The sequence below is a fragment of the Paracoccus sp. S1E-3 genome (assembly GCF_013868135.1).
GTDB lineage: Bacteria > Pseudomonadota > Alphaproteobacteria > Rhodobacterales > Rhodobacteraceae > Paracoccus.
In genome coordinates this window covers 500,063-515,349 of the sequence record NZ_JACEMU010000004.1, presented here as the reverse complement: position 1 = coordinate 515,349, position 15,287 = coordinate 500,063, and the positions used below count along the sequence as shown (strand labels likewise).

Sequence of the window (15,287 nt, the reverse complement as noted above, 5' to 3'; positions counted from 1 at the left end):
GGGGCGGCTTCGGCCGCCCCCTTTTGTTTCATAAAAATCACGATGAGTTCATTCACGCTGAGCGTGATTTATTTGCAACGGCTCCCCATCTGCCGTTCTCTGCAACTGCAAACCGGCCATCCGGGCCGTGCGCTGAACTTGCTTGGCGCTCTGATGAAAGGAACATTCGATGCGCACCCGCTTTGATCGTATTCTGGCCTCTGTTTCCGTGGCGGCGCTGACGCTTGGCGCGCTGCCCGTAACAGCGCAGGAGGCCGCCAATGCCGCTGACGCACCGCTGACCGCACCCGACACGGCCGCGCGCCGCCAGCAGGTCATGCCCGACAGCTTCGCCGATCTGGTCGAGAAGGTCTCGCCCGCGGTCGTCAACATCAACACCACCGCCGTGATCGAACAGCCGACCGGTCCGGCCTTCCCCGAAGGCAGCCCGTTCTCGGACCTGTTCCGCGATTTCGGCTTTCCGATGCCAAATCAGGGCCCCGGCGGCGATCCCCGTTTCGGTGGACAGCAGGGCCAGCCGCAGCGCGCCAATGCGCTGGGATCGGGCTTCGTAATCTCGGATGACGGCTATATCGTCACCAACAATCACGTCATCGAAGGCGCAGATTCGATTGAAATCGAGTTTCGCGATGGCGCCCGCCGCGCCGCCAAGGTCGTCGGCACCGACAAGCAGACCGACATCGCATTGCTGAAGGTCGAGGCCAAGGACCTGCCTTATGTGGGTTTCGGCGACAGCGATTCGGCCCGTGTGGGCGACTGGGTGCTGGCGCTTGGCAACCCGTTGGGGCAGGGATTCTCCGCCTCGACCGGGATCGTTTCGGCGCGGGGTCGCGCGCTGACCGGCACCTATGACGACTTCATCCAGACCGACGCCTCGATCAACCGCGGCAATTCGGGCGGCCCGCTGTTCAACATGGACGGCAAGGTGATCGGTGTGAACACCGCGATCCTGTCGCCGAATGGCGGCTCGATCGGGATCGGCTTCTCGATGGCGTCGAACGTGGTCGGCAATGTCGTCCAGCAACTTCGCGAATTCGGCGAAACCCGGCGCGGCTGGCTGGGCGTGAAGATCCAGCGGGTGACGCCTGAAATCGCGGAATCGCTGGGTCTGGATGCCGGCAAGGGCGCGATGGTCACCGATGTGCCAGAAGGCCCGGCAGCCAATGCGGGTATCAGGGCCGGCGACGTGATCACCCGGTTTGCAGGCAACGATATCGTGGATGACCGCGATCTGGTCGCCCGCGTCGCTCAGGCCCCGATCGGCGAGGAGGTCGACGTGACCGTCCTGCGTAACGGCAAGCCCGAGGAGCTGAAGGTGTCGCTTGGCCGTCGCGAGACCGCCGAGGGCACGGCCAGCGACAACACTGCGGGGCCGGGGGATTCCGATGGCGACACGCTGGGGATGCAGCTGCAGACGCTGACCCCGGAAATCGCGGCCGAGCTGGGCATGGGCGACGGTCAGGAAGGGCTGGTCGTGCGCGCCGTCGATCCGACCTCGGACGCGGCCGACAAGGGTCTGTCGCCGGGCGACGTGATCACCGAGGCCGGCCAGCAGCCGGTGGCCTCGGTCAGCGACCTCGAGGCCCGCGTGGCCGAGGCCAGGGATGCCGGGCGCAAGTCGCTGCTGCTGATGATCCGTCGTGGCGGCGAGCCGCGCTTCGTGGCGCTTTCCGTCGAAGAATAAGCGGCGGTAATGCGGAAAGGGCGGGGCTTCGGTCCCGCCCTTTTCTTTATGCGCCGGATGGCCTATTGCGCAAAAAGCTGAAGGATACTGCCATGGCCAAGATTACCTATATCGAACACAACGGCACCGTCCATGAAATCGACGTGAAGCCGGGAATGACCGTCATGGAAGGCGCGCGCGACAATGGCGTGCCAGGGATCGAGGCCGATTGCGGGGGCGCCTGCGCCTGTTCGACCTGCCATGTCTATGTGGCTCCCGAATGGGTCGACCGGCTGCCCGCCAAGGACCCGATGGAAGAAGACATGCTCGACTTCGCATGGCAACCCGATCCGGCGCGCTCGCGTCTGACCTGCCAGCTGAAGGTCACGCCGGACCTGGACGGTCTTGTGGTGAACCTGCCCGAAAAGCAGATCTGATGCGGATTGGCGCCGCGGCGCTTGTGGCCGCCGGGCTGACCCTGCCGCCATGTACGGCACTGGCCGAAAGGGATGTCTCGGCCATTTTCGAAGATCGCGCCGACGCCGGCGCCTATTCCGGCGATTGGCCGATCTGGTCGCGTATGCGGCTGGAAATCACCCGGCGAGGCGGCAGCGCTGAAGCGATCTTCCGCGGCCACCTTTCCACGACCTGGCAAGTCGATGCCGACGAGGGCGGCTTTTTTCTGGGCAACCGCCCCGAGGTCGCCGATGTGAACGGGGACGGCAAGCCCGAGGTGGTGGTGATCCAGCATGTGCCTTCGTCCGGCTGGCGCATGGCGGCCTATCTTCCCCCAGGCACCGAGCTTGGCATTCTGGGCGAGGCGGTCTTTGCCGAGGGAGTCGATCAGGCCGTTCTGCTGGGTGTGATCGATCCGGGCGGCGATGACGGCGCGCTGATTGGGGTGGTCGTCCGCGAAAAAGGCGCGAGCAGGCTGTTGATCTATTCCTTTCAGGATAACGCGCCGGGGGCGCTTGGGCCTTATCCCGGCTATGGCGCCGGCCCTGCGGGATCCGCGCCGCGCGTCCGCGTCTGCCGGGATCAACGGGCATTTCTGGTCGCGAATGCCGCGGACGGCACCGTGACCGCGATCGGCCGGCGCGGTGAAAGCGCGGAATTGCGCCTCTGGAACTCCACGCTTCCGGCGACGGAGGCGGGCTTTGCCAAAGCCGCGTCATGTGACTAGGGAAGACCGATCCCCGCACGCCCGTAAACGGTTGCAGCCGGTCCGCACCGGCGCTAGCCAACGCTGCCCGTGCCCTTTGCGCATTGCGGCCCTGCAAGGAGAATGAATGATGTCCGATCTGGTTCTGACCGTCACCTGTCCGACGCGGCGCGGGATCGTCGCGGCGATTTCCGGTTTTCTGGCGCAGAACGGGTGCAACATCACCGACTCGGCCCAGTTCGATGACATGGAATCGGGACGCTTCTTCATGCGGGTCAGCTTCCGCGACATGGACGGGCAGGGGATCGACGCCCTGCGCGCCGGCTTCCAGCCCGTGGCCGACGCCTTCGCGATGGAGGCTGCGATCCATGACGCGTCCGAGCGCATGAAGGTCCTGCTGATGGTGTCGAGCTTCGGCCATTGCCTGAACGACATTCTTTATCGCTGGCGCATCGGCGCGCTGCCGATCGATATCGTGGGCGTGGTGTCGAACCACCTGACCTATCAGAAGCTGGTGGTGAACCACGACATTCCATTCCACCAGATCCGCGTTACGAAGGACAACAAGCCCGAGGCCGAATCCCGGCTGATGGAGATCGTCGCCGAGACCGGGGCCGAACTGGTGGTGCTGGCGCGCTATATGCAGATCCTCTCGGACCGGCTGTGTTCGGAAATGTCGGGACGGATCATCAATATCCATCACTCGTTCCTGCCCAGCTTCAAGGGTGCGAACCCGTATAAGCAGGCATATGAGCGTGGGGTGAAACTGATCGGGGCGACGGCCCATTATGTCACCGCCGATCTGGACGAAGGCCCGATCATCGAGCAGGACACCGTCCGCGTGACCCATGCCCAATCGCCTGCCGATTACGTCAGTCTGGGCCGCGATGTCGAGGCGCAGGTGCTGGCGCGCGCCATCCATGCCCATATCCATCACCGCGTCTTTCTGAACGGATCGCGGACGGTGGTGTTTCCGGCGTCGCCCGGCGGTTACGCCTCCGAACGGATGGGCTGAGGGGGCGCGGCCGCTTTCCGGATATTTGGGCCAGAGTGAAAGGCGAAGCCGGACAGGCGGAGGAGAGGAAGACGGATCCCCGAGGAAGACGGGGCTGGAAATCAGAGGGGGCGCGGCCTTGCGATCCGCGCCCCGTTTCGGTTTCTGGTCGCCGGAATGGCCGCGTTCAGACCGGCATCCGGCTGCTGTTGATGGCGGGTGTGGCCGAGGCCTCGCCATCGCCTTGCGGACGGCGGCGGCGCGGCGCGGGCGTTTCCGCGCCGGAATTGTCGTCGATGAAATCCAGCACGATCGGGCGAATGTTCAGGCGCCAGCTTTTGCCGGCGAAGATGCCGTAATGGCCCGCACCCGGTTCCAGATGCTGGCGCTTCTTCTCCTCGGGCAGACCGGTGCAGAGATCGAGCGCGGCGACGCATTGGCCGGGTGCCGAAATGTCATCATTCGCGCCCTCGACGGTGAAGACGGCCACATCCTTGATCTTGCCCAGATCGACCGGCTTGCCGTTCACGGTGAAGCGGTTCTCGGCGATCTCAAGGCCCTTGAAGATGCGTTCCACGGTCGAGAGGTAGAATTCGGCCGTCATGTCCATGACCGCCAGATATTCGTCATAGAACTTGTTGTGCTTGTCGCCTTCCGAGGCCTGGCCGCGGGCTTCGGCGAAGATCTTGTCCACGAAGGCGCGGGTATGGGTTTCGGCATTCATGGCGATGAACGAGGTCAGCTGCGCCAGCCCCGGATAGACCATCCGGCCTGCGCCCTTGTATTTGAAGCCGATCTGCTGGATGGCCAGGTATTCCAGCTCGCCCATGGTCATGCGGTTGCCGAAATCGGTCACTTCGGTCGCCGCCGCGTCGGGATCGATCGGGCCGCCGATCAGGGTCAGGGTGCGCGGCTGGGCCTTGGGGTCTTCCTCGGCCAGAAGCGCTGTGGCCGCCAGGGCCAGCGGCGCGGGCTGACAGACCGCGATGACGTTCACGTCCGGCCCAAGGTGGCGCATGAAATCGACGAGGTACTGGGTGTAATCCTCGATATCGAACTTGCCCTTGCTGACCGGGATGTCGCGGGCATTGTGCCAGTCGGTGATGTAGATTTCCGCATCCGGCAGCAGCGAGGTCACGGTGGAGCGCAGCAGCGTCGCGTAATGACCCGACATCGGGGCGACCAGAAGGATCTTGCGCGCCATCGGCTGGCGCCGGGCGACGCGGAAATGTACGAGATCGCCGAAATCGCGCTTCAGCACCGGCTCGATATAGACGACATGGTCCTGGCCTTCGGCGCCGGGAATCGGCGGGATGTTCCAGTCAGGCTTGATCACCATGCGGGCGAAGCTGCGTTCGGTGACGCGACCCCACGCGCTCATCAGCCGGAACACCGGGTGCGGGACCATGGCGAAGGCCGGGTAGGACGCCATCGCCCGCGCCGAAGCCCCCAGCCATTCATTGGTGTTGCGGATGGTCTCCATCGCGTCGTAGGAGATCAGCCCCTTCAAGATCTGTTTGGCCATTCGTCCCCCGGTATGGCAACTCCGCCCGCGCGCGATGCCCTCTTTTTCAAAGCCAAGCCGACGGGTAAGATTGAGTCATGAAATTAGGGGGGATGACGGGCCATGGCAAGCAAGGACACGCGCAAATCTCCGCAGCGCAGCAAGGATGACGCAAGGTCAAGGTCGGGGAAAGGCGCCATTTCTGCCCCGACGGAAGCTTCAGCGCCCACGCCGGCCGCCCAGACGGCCAAACCGGTGAGGCAGCGCACCGCCAAAGCAGAATCGGTGGCGACCGCGCCCAAGGCGCCAAAGGCGCCGGCGCCGAAGCCGAAGAAACAGGGCGCGCCGCGTGCGGCGAAGACCGGGTCGGCTGCAGCCGGCACGGCAAAGGGTGAGCAGAACGCGCCCGCGCCCGAAGCGCCGATGCCCGAAGCGTCTGCGCCCTCGGCGGCGCGTTTCACCAAAGCGGCCTCGGTCGCGGGGCAGGCGGAGGGATCGGCGCCGCCGCCCCCCGCTGCACCAAATATTCCGGGCCAGCTGGCCGAGAACATGGAGCGGATCGAGGCGCTGACCCAACGGCTGGCCGCGGCGCTGTCGCGGCGGCCGATGCATGATCCGGGTGTCGAAGGGCCGGGCGCCGATCTGATGGTGAATGCGGGTCTGGCCTGGGCGAAGCTGTGGTCGGCGCAACCCGCCCGCATCGTCGAGCAGCAGGTGAAATACTGGGGCGAGACCATCGCCCATTACGCCGAGATCCAGTCGCAACTCGCACGCGGCAAGCTGGCTGTGCCCGAGGATGCCGAGGCCGAAACTGACAAGCGGTTCCGCAATCCGCTCTGGCAGTCCCATCCCTATTTCAATCTGGTCAAGACGCAGTATCAGATCAACGCCCGCGCCATGCGCGAGGCGGCGGCGAAGCTGGATATGCAGGATCCGGTCGATCAGCACCGCCTGAACTGGTTGACCAACCAGATCATCGACATGTTTGCGCCGACGAATTTTCTGGCGACCAATCCCGATGCCATCGAACGTGCGCTGGAAACCGAGGGCGAAAGTCTGGTGAAGGGGCTGGCGAACCTCGTCCGTGACGTGGAAGCGCATGGGGGCGAGATGATCGTCTCGTTGGCGGATCGCAACGCCTTCGCGGTGGGCGAAAATATCGGCACCGCGCCGGGCCGCGTCGTGCGGCAGGAACGCCTGTACGAACTGATCCAGTACAGCCCCAGCACCGATGAGGTCCATGCCGTGCCCATCGTGCTGTTCCCGCCCTGGATCAACAAATTCTACATTCTTGACCTGAAGCCCGAAAACAGCCTGATCCGCTGGGTCGTCGATCAGGGCTATACGCTGTTCGTGGTGTCGTGGAAGAACCCCGATATCAGCTTTGCCGAAACCGGGCTGGCCGATTACGTCAGTGCCTATCTGTCGGTGATGGACGCGGTCGAGGAGATCACCTCGCAGCCGAAGCTGAACGCGGTGGGCTATTGCATCGGCGGCACCACGCTGGCGCTGACGCTGGCCCTGATGACGCAACGCGGCGATGACCGGGTGAATTCGGCGACCTTCTTCACCACGCTGACCGATTTCGACGAGCAGGGCGAGTTCACCCCTTTCCTGCAGGACGATTTCGTCGAAGGCATCGCGGCCGAGGTGGCGCGGACCGGAATTTTCGCCGCCTCGCTGATGACCCGCACGATGAGCTTTTTGCGCGCCAACGATCTGGTCTGGGGGCCGGCCATCCGGTCTTATCTGATGGGGGAATCGCCGCCGGCCTTTGATCTGCTGTATTGGAACGGCGACGCCACCAACCTGCCCGGCAGGATGACCGTCGATTACCTGCGCGGCCTGTGCCAGCAGAACCTGCTGGTGGGCGAGGGCTATCCGATGATGGGCCACATGCTGAGACTGTCCGACATTCAGCTGCCGGTTTGCGCCATCGGCTGCGAGACCGATCACATCGCGCCGTGGACATACAGCTGGCGTGGCGTGGCCCAGATGGGGTCGAACGACAAACGCTTCATCCTGTCGGAATCGGGCCATATCGCGGGCATCGTGAACCCGCCGTCGAAGAAGAAATACGGCCATTACACCAATGACGGCGATTTCTCGGATGGGCCGGAAGCATGGCGCGACTCGGCCAGGTTTGCCGCCGGAAGCTGGTGGCCGGTCTGGGAGGAATGGCTCCGCGAGCGCTCCGGTCCGATGGTGCCCGCGCGCGTGCCCGATGACGGCTTTGGCCCGGCACCGGGCAGCTATGTCCACGAAACGCCCTGATTCCAGAGTGTTTTCTGCGACGCGCAAATTCTTGCTGCGCCGCAGAGAAAACAATTGAAATGCTGCAGCGCAGCATCTATCTTGTTGTCACTGGAATTCAACGGCGGCATTCCTCCCCGACCGCCCTGATAGGAGAAGATGACATGGCTAAGACCCCTGATTTCACCAAGACGATGCAGGACCTGATGGCGAACTTCCCGGTCGACACCTCGTCGATGCAGGACGCGTTCAAGACCCAGTCGGCCCTGAACGAAAAACTGTCGCGCGTCGCGCTGTCGGCTGCCGAGCGTTCGACCGAGATCTCGGCCCAGTGGGCGAAAGACTCGATCGCCCGCATCGGCGAGCTGACCACCAAGAAAGACGACGCTGGCGCCTATGCAAAAGCCTTCGCCGACTTCGCCAACGCTTCGGCTGAAACCGCCGCCGAGCACCTGTCGGCTTTCGCCGAAGTTGCCAAGAAACTGCAGATGGAAACCGTCGATCTGCTGATGGCTGCCGGCAAGAACCTGGCTGAAGACGCCCAGAAGACCGCTGAGAAAGCTTCGAAGCAAGCTCAGGACGCTGTCAAGAAAGCTGCGACCGTCGCCAAGGCCTGATCGGCCCGTCGCACGGATCTGAAAAGGGGTGGCCTTGCGGCTGCCCCTTTTTTCTTTGCAATTGCCGCAAATTGATCCCAAGATGCTGCAAATGCATCCATGAGGACAGCCGATGGTCAAGCCTGATGCCGCCGCGCCCCTGTTGATCAAGCGCTATGCCAGCCGGCGGCTGTATAACACCGAGACCAGCGATTACGTCACGCTCGAGGATATTGCGCGTTTCATTCGCGACGGGCGCGAGGTGAAGATCGTTGACCTCAAGTCCGGCGACGACCTGACCCGCCAGTATCTGCTGCAGATCATCGCCGAGCACGAGGGCAGGGGTGAAAACGTGCTGCCGGTGGACGTGCTGACCGACCTTGTGCGCAGCTATACCAGTCAGGCGCAGTCAGTGGTGCCGCAGTTTCTGGCCGCCAGCTTCGAGATGCTGCGCGAGGGTCAGTCGAAGATGATGGAAAACATGGCCGCCATGTCCAGCACCAGCCCAATGGCGAAGATGCCGGGTTTCGACCAGCTTCAGCGCCAGCAGCAGGCCTTCCTGAAGGCGATGATGGGCGGCTGGCGTAGTGCCTCCTCGGGTCCGTCGCCCGAGGATGACGAGAACCCCTCCGCAGCAGAGGAAGACATGGTCGAGATCCGCCGCCAGCTCGCCGCATTGCAGGAGCGGATTTCCAAGCTCTGATCTTGCGGTTCCCCGCGACACCGGTTAGGTAGCGCGGGCACGGACAGTTGGCCGAGTGGTCGAAGGCGCACGCCTGGAAAGTGTGTAGGCGGGGAACCGTCTCGAGGGTTCGAATCCCTCACTGTCCGCCACTTGCCCTCGCGAAAGTGTTCTCCCGATCCGGCTCCGGCCGGATTTTTCCATTGTTTTCGAGGGTTATGCGAGAGGGGCTGAGCACTGGCACCGGCGCCAGAAGGCCCGAAAGCGGTCTCTCAGGGCCGATATTCTCCGGACCTCTCGACTGCCCGATTTTGGTGTAGAGCCTGTAAGCCTCAGAAAATAAGGGAACAAATCGAAGGCTGACCTGAACACTTCGATGCTAGTGGCGCCATCGAGATGGAACCGGGATCGAACAACTCTGTCGCGCTCTGGCCGAACCACGAGCTCTATTCTGCTGGCTCGGCGACGGTCGCGTGCTTCGTGATGATGTCCTGCACCTCACCCGGCTTGAACGCGACATCCCAAGCCCAGCGTCCGAAACCGCCTGCTGCGTTGATCGCCTTCACCCATTCGTTCAGCGCGTCCCGCTTGGCCTTGTTCTGAGGACTGTCGGTGCCCTTGATCTCGAGTGCGAGGATCGTGCCGCCAGCAAGGCGGACCAGGAAATCCGGGACGTATCGCCGCCGGGAGCCCGCCCACATGTAGTAGATCTGGAAACCGAGGTGATCGTTCTTGGCGTAGGCAAGAACGTCCTCGCGCTTCTCGAAGACATTGGCCGCGTGGCCTTCCCAGGCAGAATCTCCCACCAAATGGCTGATGTGCGACTTGGTCGTCGGAAAGCACGGCTTGGTCGTGTACCAGGTGCGCATCAACCCGGTTGCACCGATCGGGTTTTCCTCGTCGAACACCGGCGTCAGACGTTCCGTGTTCTGCTCGGTCACGTTGTTCAGCACATGCTGGACCACGAGATCGATGTTGAGCGCAATCAGAATCCGCCGCCGAAGCGGATCGGAGTGAAACAGCGACGGGATGTCGAGGCGGTCCGAGTTGAGGAACGCCTCGACAATCCTGACGAGTTGCGCCGCCAGATACTCGTGGGTGCCGGTGAACCCATGGCTCAGCTCGGCAAATGCCTTCCGTGCAGCCTGGAATACGAGGCGCTGAAGACGGAAGCCATCCGGTAGCTTCTCAAGGTCGATCGCGGTGACCTTGCCCATGTCCGTCGCGCCGCCGAGCGCCGGGGCGAGTTCGGCGCTGATCGGTGTGCTGGCGGGATCGAGCACGAGCGGCTGGACCTTGCTCCAGTCGATGGCGAGCTCCGGTTTGACGACCGTCTCCACGCGCAGCACGTTCGGCCAGCGAAGCTCCAGATGCGCGCGGTCGGGCACTACTTCGATCTGCGTGGTGGGCTTCGGTGGTGGCGGCGCCTCACCGCCTTCGCCGGTCTCCGAGATAGAGAGCGGCACGCCGAAGACGTTGACGTATTCGGGCAGGAACAGGCCGTTCTCGTCAGTGTCGTAGGACACCCGACGCAGTCCGCGTCCGACGACCTGTTCGCAGAGCAACTGGGACGTGAAAGCTCGGAGCCCCATGATGTGCGTCACATTCTTGGCGTCCCATCCCTCCGACAGCATCGCCACCGATATGACGTTCTGAAGGTCCTGGCCGGCTGTTCCCCTTTTCCCGACGTTGTCCACGATCTCGCGCAGCAGTTCCTCCTTCTTCATGGCAAGGAACTGCTGGCGCCGGGTTTCGGGAAGGTCTGCCGCGTCGATGATGTCCTTCAAGCGCGCCTCGTAGTCCTTGTCGGATGAGGCGGTCTCGCCGATCTCTGCCTTCTCGAGCACTTTCGAGTCGACGCGAAGCGTCCGGTCTGGCGCGTGCAACTCGGGCCAATGTGCATCGCCCTTGTTGAAATAATTCTCGATGCGGGCCGCGGTCTCCGTGCGGTTGCAGACGGTGAGCATGACCGGAGGCGAATGATGCCCGGCTTCTCGCCACTGCCGACGCGTTTCCCGCCAGTCGGCGCCGAGCAGCGTGTAGGCGTCCTGCACCAGCTTCGGCAGCGCCTCATGCGGCTCGGCCTTTGCCCGGTTCAGGTCCTCGGAGACGGATGGGTCGCGGTAGATGTGGTAGAGCTTCGAGCGCAACGTCTTTGCGTCCGGAACAGCGTCGTCGCGCACGACGACCCGCGGTGTCTTCACCAGCCCGGCCTCGATCGCGTCGTTCAGGCCGAAATCCGAGATGATCCAGTCGAACAGAGCCGTATCGGTGCTCTTCTTGCCAGTCGGCGCGAAGGGCGTGGCCGAGAGGTCGAAGCAGCGCTGGATGCGCCGGGTTTTGTGGATGCGGTCGAGGCCTTCGATCCAGCGCGTCGCCTCGTCGAGGTCGATGCCATGCTCCTCGGCATGCTTCTTGCTGATCTTCACCTCGGGCGGTTTGCGATAGGCGTGGTGCGCCTCGTCGTTGATGACGATGATGTCCTTGTGCGCCGCCAGCTTGCCCAGCACGCGCCGCGTGAAGGCCTCGTCGGACTCGCGCCCTTTCTTCACCACCGATCGGTCGGCTTCCTTCAGCGGCATCAGCGTGTGCCAGTTCTCGATCAGCACCTCGGCTTGGTTCAGCTTCTGGCGCAGGGCCTCGGACGGGCACAGGTTGAACTCGTCGTAGTAGCTGCCCTCGCTGGGCAGCAGCACCTGCAGCCGCTCCTTCACGGTCAGGCCGGGCGCCACGATGAACACCGCGCGGCTGAAATCCTTGTTCCGCTTCGGATAGGTCAGCGCGTTCAGCACCTGCCAGGTGATGATCATCGCCATCACCGTGGTCTTGCCCGCGCCCGTGGCCATCTTGTTGCACAGCCGCTCCCACGTCCCGCCGTCGCCTGGGATCGCGATGCCCTGCTTGTAGGCCTCGGCCCCCTCGACCCACCAGATCAGCGTCTCGATGGCCTCGAGCTGGCAGAAATAGAATGGATGCTGCCGCGCCTCACGGTCGTGCCAGTGCTCCAGCAGCTTGCGGGTAACGATGGTCACGCCGGGCCAACCGTCGTCGCGCCACTGATCCACGCGGGTGCGGATCGTGTTCACCAGATCAAGCACCTCGGTGCGCTTAGTGTTGTTGCGCGCGTCGAAAACCTCATAGCTCGCAGGCCGCCGTTCTGGCTTGATCTCCAGATTGCCGCCCTTGGCCTCGACCCAATGCTGCGCCGGGCAGACGAAGGGAGAATTGATGATGAGGGACATGGGCTTATCCCTCCAGCGACATGATCTTGAGCGACTCGATCCCGCGATCATCGACGATCTTGACCGCGATCCGGCGGTTCTCTCCCGCCTCGAAGGGCAGCGAGACGGTGCCGTGGAACTGCTCCAGCAGGTCCTCGTCCAGCTCCGCCCGCACGGCCTTGCGAAGGCGGTTCCAGCCGCCCTTCGCGTCCGCCATGGGGAAGAACACCTGGTGCGGCATCAGCGAGCGGTTGTCGTAGTCCACGTCCAGCGACCACATCGCGATCTGCTTTTTGCCGCCGGACACGAGGTCGCCGGCCTTCGGATCGAAATAGTCGAAGCCGTTCACCTCGACCTCCCACAGTCCATCCTTGCGCTTGCGCAGCTCCACGTCCGGCTGGCCCATCAGCCAGAAGGACTGGTTCGAGGCGCGCTTCTTCTTCAGATCCTCGGTCAGAAGGTCGGTGTTCATCTGCGCCTTGAGCAACGTGACACCCGGCCAGTTCACCTCATCGATGTCCTTCGCGGCCTCCGGGTCGAAGGTGAAGGCGCAGAACAAGATGAATTTGGGCGACGGGCGCAGGGTCTCTGCCTCGGTTAGCGCCAGTTCCACCTGCCGCTGCTCCAGGGCCGCGTGCTCGGGGCCGAAGCTGACAACGACGCGTTCGCCCGTTTCGGCCAGCGACCCGCTGGCATGAATGTATTTGAGTCCCGGTAACGTCTCGAACTCGGCGAAGCGGAGCATGGCGCCGCCCTTGCCGCGCACGCCGGTCTTGAGCAGTTCGTCGCGCCAGAGCGCCTGGCGAGAGGTCTCGCCAGAGCGGGCGACGGTCTCATCGGCCTCTTGCGGCGGGATGCTCTCGTCCAGCGACAGGACGGTCGGCGCCGGCACCGCCTCGACCGAGAACGGTCCGCAGATGCGCAGCTTGGATCTGTCAATGCGCGGCTTGTCGTAGAGCGTCTCCTGTTCGGCATGGTCGGCGATGGACTGGTCCATGCGGCGCTGCATCGCCTGACGGGCGGCGTGGAAGGCGTCGAAAGGCGCGCGGGCGGCCTCGGGCCAATCGTCGGGCCAGTCGAAGGGCACCTCCCATTCGTGCAGGGTGTCGCCCTTGGCGAAGTCCACCGGCTTGCCCTTGCGCACGCCCTGCGCGGGCTTGAGCGGCTTCGCCGGGGCGGCGGTCAGCGCGGCGTTCAGGTCGGCCAGCGCCGCCGCGATCTTCGGGTGATCCTCGTCATGGATCGTGTCGATGTCGGGGTTGTTGGCGATGGATTTGAGCGTGATATGCGGCACGGTTTCATAGTCGAAGCCGCCGCCGAGACCCTCATGCGGATAGCGGAGCGCGTAATAGTCGAAGCTGGCGGTCATCAGCCGCTGCTTGGCCAGCGTGATCGCCACGCGCGAGGTGTCGCAGGTGATCCAGCGCCGCCCCCATTTCTCGGCGACGAAGGCGGTGGTGCCGGAGCCGCAGGTCGGATCGAGCACCAGATCGCCGGGATCGGTGGTCATCAGGAGGCAGCGTTCGATGACCGCTGCTGCTGTCTGAACAACATACATCTTGTCCGGGCTTCCGGCGACATCTGACCAGATGTTCGAAATCTCGTATGCTGGAAAGTCGTCCAGAAAACGCTTGTATCGGAGAGTTGTAGCACTTCCGCTTACACGCCCTGCCGCAATGATCCGCTTGAAGCCGATCTCACCGGTTTTCCAGAAGCCCCCAGACGGCCCCCATTGCTTTCCCTGAAAGTCCACGGGGAATGAGCCAGGCGGGCGGTTCGAAACAAGGGCCGTCCATTGATAGTGACGATCATCGTCGTCAATCAGATTGTATCTCGCACCTGAGCCATGCCCTTCACCGGCGACTTTCTCGCGGTAGATCTGTCGGTATTTCAGCTTGGCCTTATCTCGGGAATACCAAACGGCATAGTCCGCAATATTGGCGAGGTTCTGAGATGCTTGACCACCAGTTTTCTGGATTACGATGTTGCTGATGAAGTTTTCAACGCCGAAAATCTCATCCATCATTTCCCGAACATGGTGCAGGTTCTCATCCGAAATCTGCACGAACACCGACCCGCTCTCGGTCAGCAATTCCCGCGCCAGCATCAGCCGATCGCGCAGATAGGTGAGGTAGGAGTGGATGCCGAGTTCCCAGGTGTCCCGGAACGCCTTGATCATCTCGGGTTCCTGGGTGAGGTCGTCGTCCGAGCGGTCCTTCACGTCGCGCTTGTTGGTGAAGGGCTGAAAGTTCGACCCGTATTTGATGCCGTAGGGCGGGTCGATGTAGATCATCTGCACTTTGCCGCCCATGCTCTCCTTGGTCAGGAGCGAGTTCATCACCAGGAGGCTGTCGCCCGCCACCAGCCGGTTCGACCAGCCCTTTTCATGGTGATAGAAATCCAGCGCCTGGCGCAGCGGCAGGTTCTCGAACGGCGCCGCGAACAGGTCCGGCTGCCGCCACTGCGTTGCGGATTCCTTGCCTTTCAGCCGCCTGGCCGCATTGGCAAGGATCGTCGCCGGATCCACGCGTTCATGGACATGGAGCGAGACGGTATCGACCGCGACGCTCGTCCGCTCCGCCTTGCCCGTCCAGTTGAGATAGGGTGCCTGCAGCCGCTTCAGCTCCTGCAGCGCGTCCCGCATCCGCTCGGGATCGTCGCTGGCCAGCGCGTCGTCGATCAGCTTCTCGATCCCCGCCCGCGCGCTGTCGAAGTTCAGCACCGGATCGAGATGCGGGTCGTAGGTCCAGACCGACTTCTCGCCATCCGGATCGGTGCCGGCATGTACCATCCCGACCTCGGGGTTGTTCACCCGCGTCTCGCCGTGGCGGTAGCTGAGCACCTGCGCGGGCCCGTCAGGCTTCCGAGCAGCCTTCTTCCTGCCTGCCGTCGCGCGTTGCCGCGGCGCAGCCAGAGTCGTGGGGGTCAGTTCGAACCCGTCCACCTCGTCGTCGCTGTCATCGTCCTCGTCCGAGGCATCCTCGTCCTCGTCACCCTCCATGTCGCCTGCCACCCGCATGATCGATCCGCCCCGCCCACGGCCGCGGGCCAGTAGCCCTTCATCGACCAACGCATCGCGCGCGGCGGCGTAGTCGTCATCGGTCAGGCCCGGCACACGCTCGCGCAGCAGCGCCATCATCGCGCCGTTGCCGATGGAGGAGCCATCTTCGGGGGTCAGGGAAAGGATCAGGTCGGTCAGGCTGTCGGACATG

At 63.6% G+C, this 15,287-nt stretch carries 12 protein-coding genes and 1 tRNA gene; 9 read left to right on the top strand and 4 right to left on the bottom strand.

The features are described 5' to 3' along the window. Nucleotides 1-42 precede the first annotated feature (42 nt). The 5 genes from H1S04_RS02545 (at nucleotide 43) to purU (ending at nucleotide 3,840) form a co-directional block, all read left to right on the top strand. Nucleotides 43-186 (top strand): hypothetical protein, encoded by a 144-nt coding sequence (locus H1S04_RS02545; RefSeq protein ID WP_181743975.1) that lies wholly within the window; start codon nucleotides 43-45, stop codon nucleotides 184-186. Beyond that, complete coding sequence (locus H1S04_RS02540) at nucleotides 170-1,684, top strand: Do family serine endopeptidase (protein WP_181743974.1); 1,515 nt, start codon at nucleotides 170-172, stop codon at nucleotides 1,682-1,684. The genes H1S04_RS02545 and H1S04_RS02540 overlap by 17 nt, the downstream gene beginning before the upstream one ends. Before the next feature lie 92 nt (nucleotides 1,685-1,776). Next, on the top strand, nucleotides 1,777-2,100 hold the full coding sequence (locus H1S04_RS02535; protein WP_181743973.1) for a 2Fe-2S iron-sulfur cluster-binding protein: 324 nt from the start codon (nucleotides 1,777-1,779) through the stop codon (nucleotides 2,098-2,100). After that, nucleotides 2,100-2,846, top strand: a complete 747-nt coding sequence (locus H1S04_RS02530) for a hypothetical protein (RefSeq protein WP_181743972.1) — start codon at nucleotides 2,100-2,102, stop codon at nucleotides 2,844-2,846. The genes H1S04_RS02535 and H1S04_RS02530 overlap by 1 nt, the downstream gene beginning before the upstream one ends. 109 nt (nucleotides 2,847-2,955) lie before the next feature. Further along, the gene (purU, locus tag H1S04_RS02525) at nucleotides 2,956-3,840 is read left to right on the top strand and encodes a formyltetrahydrofolate deformylase (RefSeq protein ID WP_181743971.1); all 885 of its coding nucleotides are present in this window, start codon (nucleotides 2,956-2,958) and stop codon (nucleotides 3,838-3,840) included. A 166-nt stretch (nucleotides 3,841-4,006) separates the two neighbouring features. Here purU and phaZ read toward each other — a convergent pair whose 3' ends face one another. Both phaZ and H1S04_RS18590 read right to left on the bottom strand, forming a co-directional pair. Further along, nucleotides 4,007-5,329, bottom strand: coding sequence for a polyhydroxyalkanoate depolymerase (gene phaZ, locus H1S04_RS02520; RefSeq protein ID WP_181745376.1), 1,323 nt, complete (start codon nucleotides 5,327-5,329; stop codon nucleotides 4,007-4,009). Nucleotides 5,330-5,427: 98 nt separating this feature from the next. Then, nucleotides 5,428-5,784 carry a hypothetical protein gene (locus H1S04_RS18590; protein WP_255435436.1) on the bottom strand — a complete coding sequence of 119 codons (357 nt, stop codon included), beginning with the start codon at nucleotides 5,782-5,784 and terminating at the stop codon, nucleotides 5,428-5,430. Between H1S04_RS18590 and phaC the strand changes: the two genes are divergently transcribed. From phaC to H1S04_RS02500, 4 genes are all read left to right on the top strand, one after another. Beyond that, on the top strand, nucleotides 5,747-7,597 hold the full coding sequence (gene phaC, locus H1S04_RS02515) for a class I poly(R)-hydroxyalkanoic acid synthase (protein ID WP_255435435.1): 1,851 nt from the start codon (nucleotides 5,747-5,749) through the stop codon (nucleotides 7,595-7,597). The genes H1S04_RS18590 and phaC overlap by 38 nt on opposite strands. A 143-nt stretch (nucleotides 7,598-7,740) precedes the next feature. Next, nucleotides 7,741-8,193, top strand: coding sequence for a Phasin (locus tag H1S04_RS02510; RefSeq protein WP_181745375.1), 453 nt, complete (start codon nucleotides 7,741-7,743; stop codon nucleotides 8,191-8,193). 112 nt (nucleotides 8,194-8,305) lie between these two features. Beyond that, on the top strand, nucleotides 8,306-8,875 hold the full coding sequence (phaR, locus tag H1S04_RS02505) for a polyhydroxyalkanoate synthesis repressor PhaR (protein ID WP_181743969.1): 570 nt from the start codon (nucleotides 8,306-8,308) through the stop codon (nucleotides 8,873-8,875). Between the two features lie 41 nt (nucleotides 8,876-8,916). Beyond that, a tRNA-Ser gene (locus H1S04_RS02500) sits at nucleotides 8,917-9,006 on the top strand. A gap of 294 nt (nucleotides 9,007-9,300) precedes the next feature. Here H1S04_RS02500 and H1S04_RS02495 read toward each other — a convergent pair. Continuing rightward, nucleotides 9,301-12,096 (bottom strand): BPTD_3080 family restriction endonuclease, encoded by a 2,796-nt coding sequence (locus H1S04_RS02495; RefSeq protein ID WP_181743968.1) that lies wholly within the window; start codon nucleotides 12,094-12,096, stop codon nucleotides 9,301-9,303. 4 nt (nucleotides 12,097-12,100) lie between these two features. Next, nucleotides 12,101-15,286, bottom strand: a complete 3,186-nt coding sequence (locus tag H1S04_RS02490) for a site-specific DNA-methyltransferase (RefSeq protein ID WP_181743967.1) — start codon at nucleotides 15,284-15,286, stop codon at nucleotides 12,101-12,103. Nucleotide 15,287: the final 1 nt, after the last annotated feature.

Bases quoted from the DNA above. Each gene is read 5' to 3' on its own strand.
- H1S04_RS02545 (WP_181743975.1), top strand. From the start codon at position 43: ATGAGTTCATTCACGCTGAGCGTGATTTATTTGCAACGGCTCCCCATC.
- H1S04_RS02540 (WP_181743974.1), top strand. From the start codon at position 170: ATGCGCACCCGCTTTGATCGTATTCTGGCCTCTGTTTCCGTGGCGGCG.
- H1S04_RS02535 (WP_181743973.1), top strand. From the start codon at position 1,777: ATGGCCAAGATTACCTATATCGAACACAACGGCACCGTCCATGAAATC.
- H1S04_RS02530 (WP_181743972.1), top strand. From the start codon at position 2,100: ATGCGGATTGGCGCCGCGGCGCTTGTGGCCGCCGGGCTGACCCTGCCG.
- purU (WP_181743971.1), top strand. From the start codon at position 2,956: ATGTCCGATCTGGTTCTGACCGTCACCTGTCCGACGCGGCGCGGGATC.
- phaC (WP_255435435.1), top strand. From the start codon at position 5,747: ATGCCCGAAGCGTCTGCGCCCTCGGCGGCGCGTTTCACCAAAGCGGCC.
- H1S04_RS02510 (WP_181745375.1), top strand. From the start codon at position 7,741: ATGGCTAAGACCCCTGATTTCACCAAGACGATGCAGGACCTGATGGCG.
- phaR (WP_181743969.1), top strand. From the start codon at position 8,306: ATGGTCAAGCCTGATGCCGCCGCGCCCCTGTTGATCAAGCGCTATGCC.
- H1S04_RS02495 (WP_181743968.1), bottom strand. From the start codon at position 12,096: ATGTCCCTCATCATCAATTCTCCCTTCGTCTGCCCGGCGCAGCATTGG.
- H1S04_RS02490 (WP_181743967.1), bottom strand. From the start codon at position 15,286: ATGTCCGACAGCCTGACCGACCTGATCCTTTCCCTGACCCCCGAAGAT.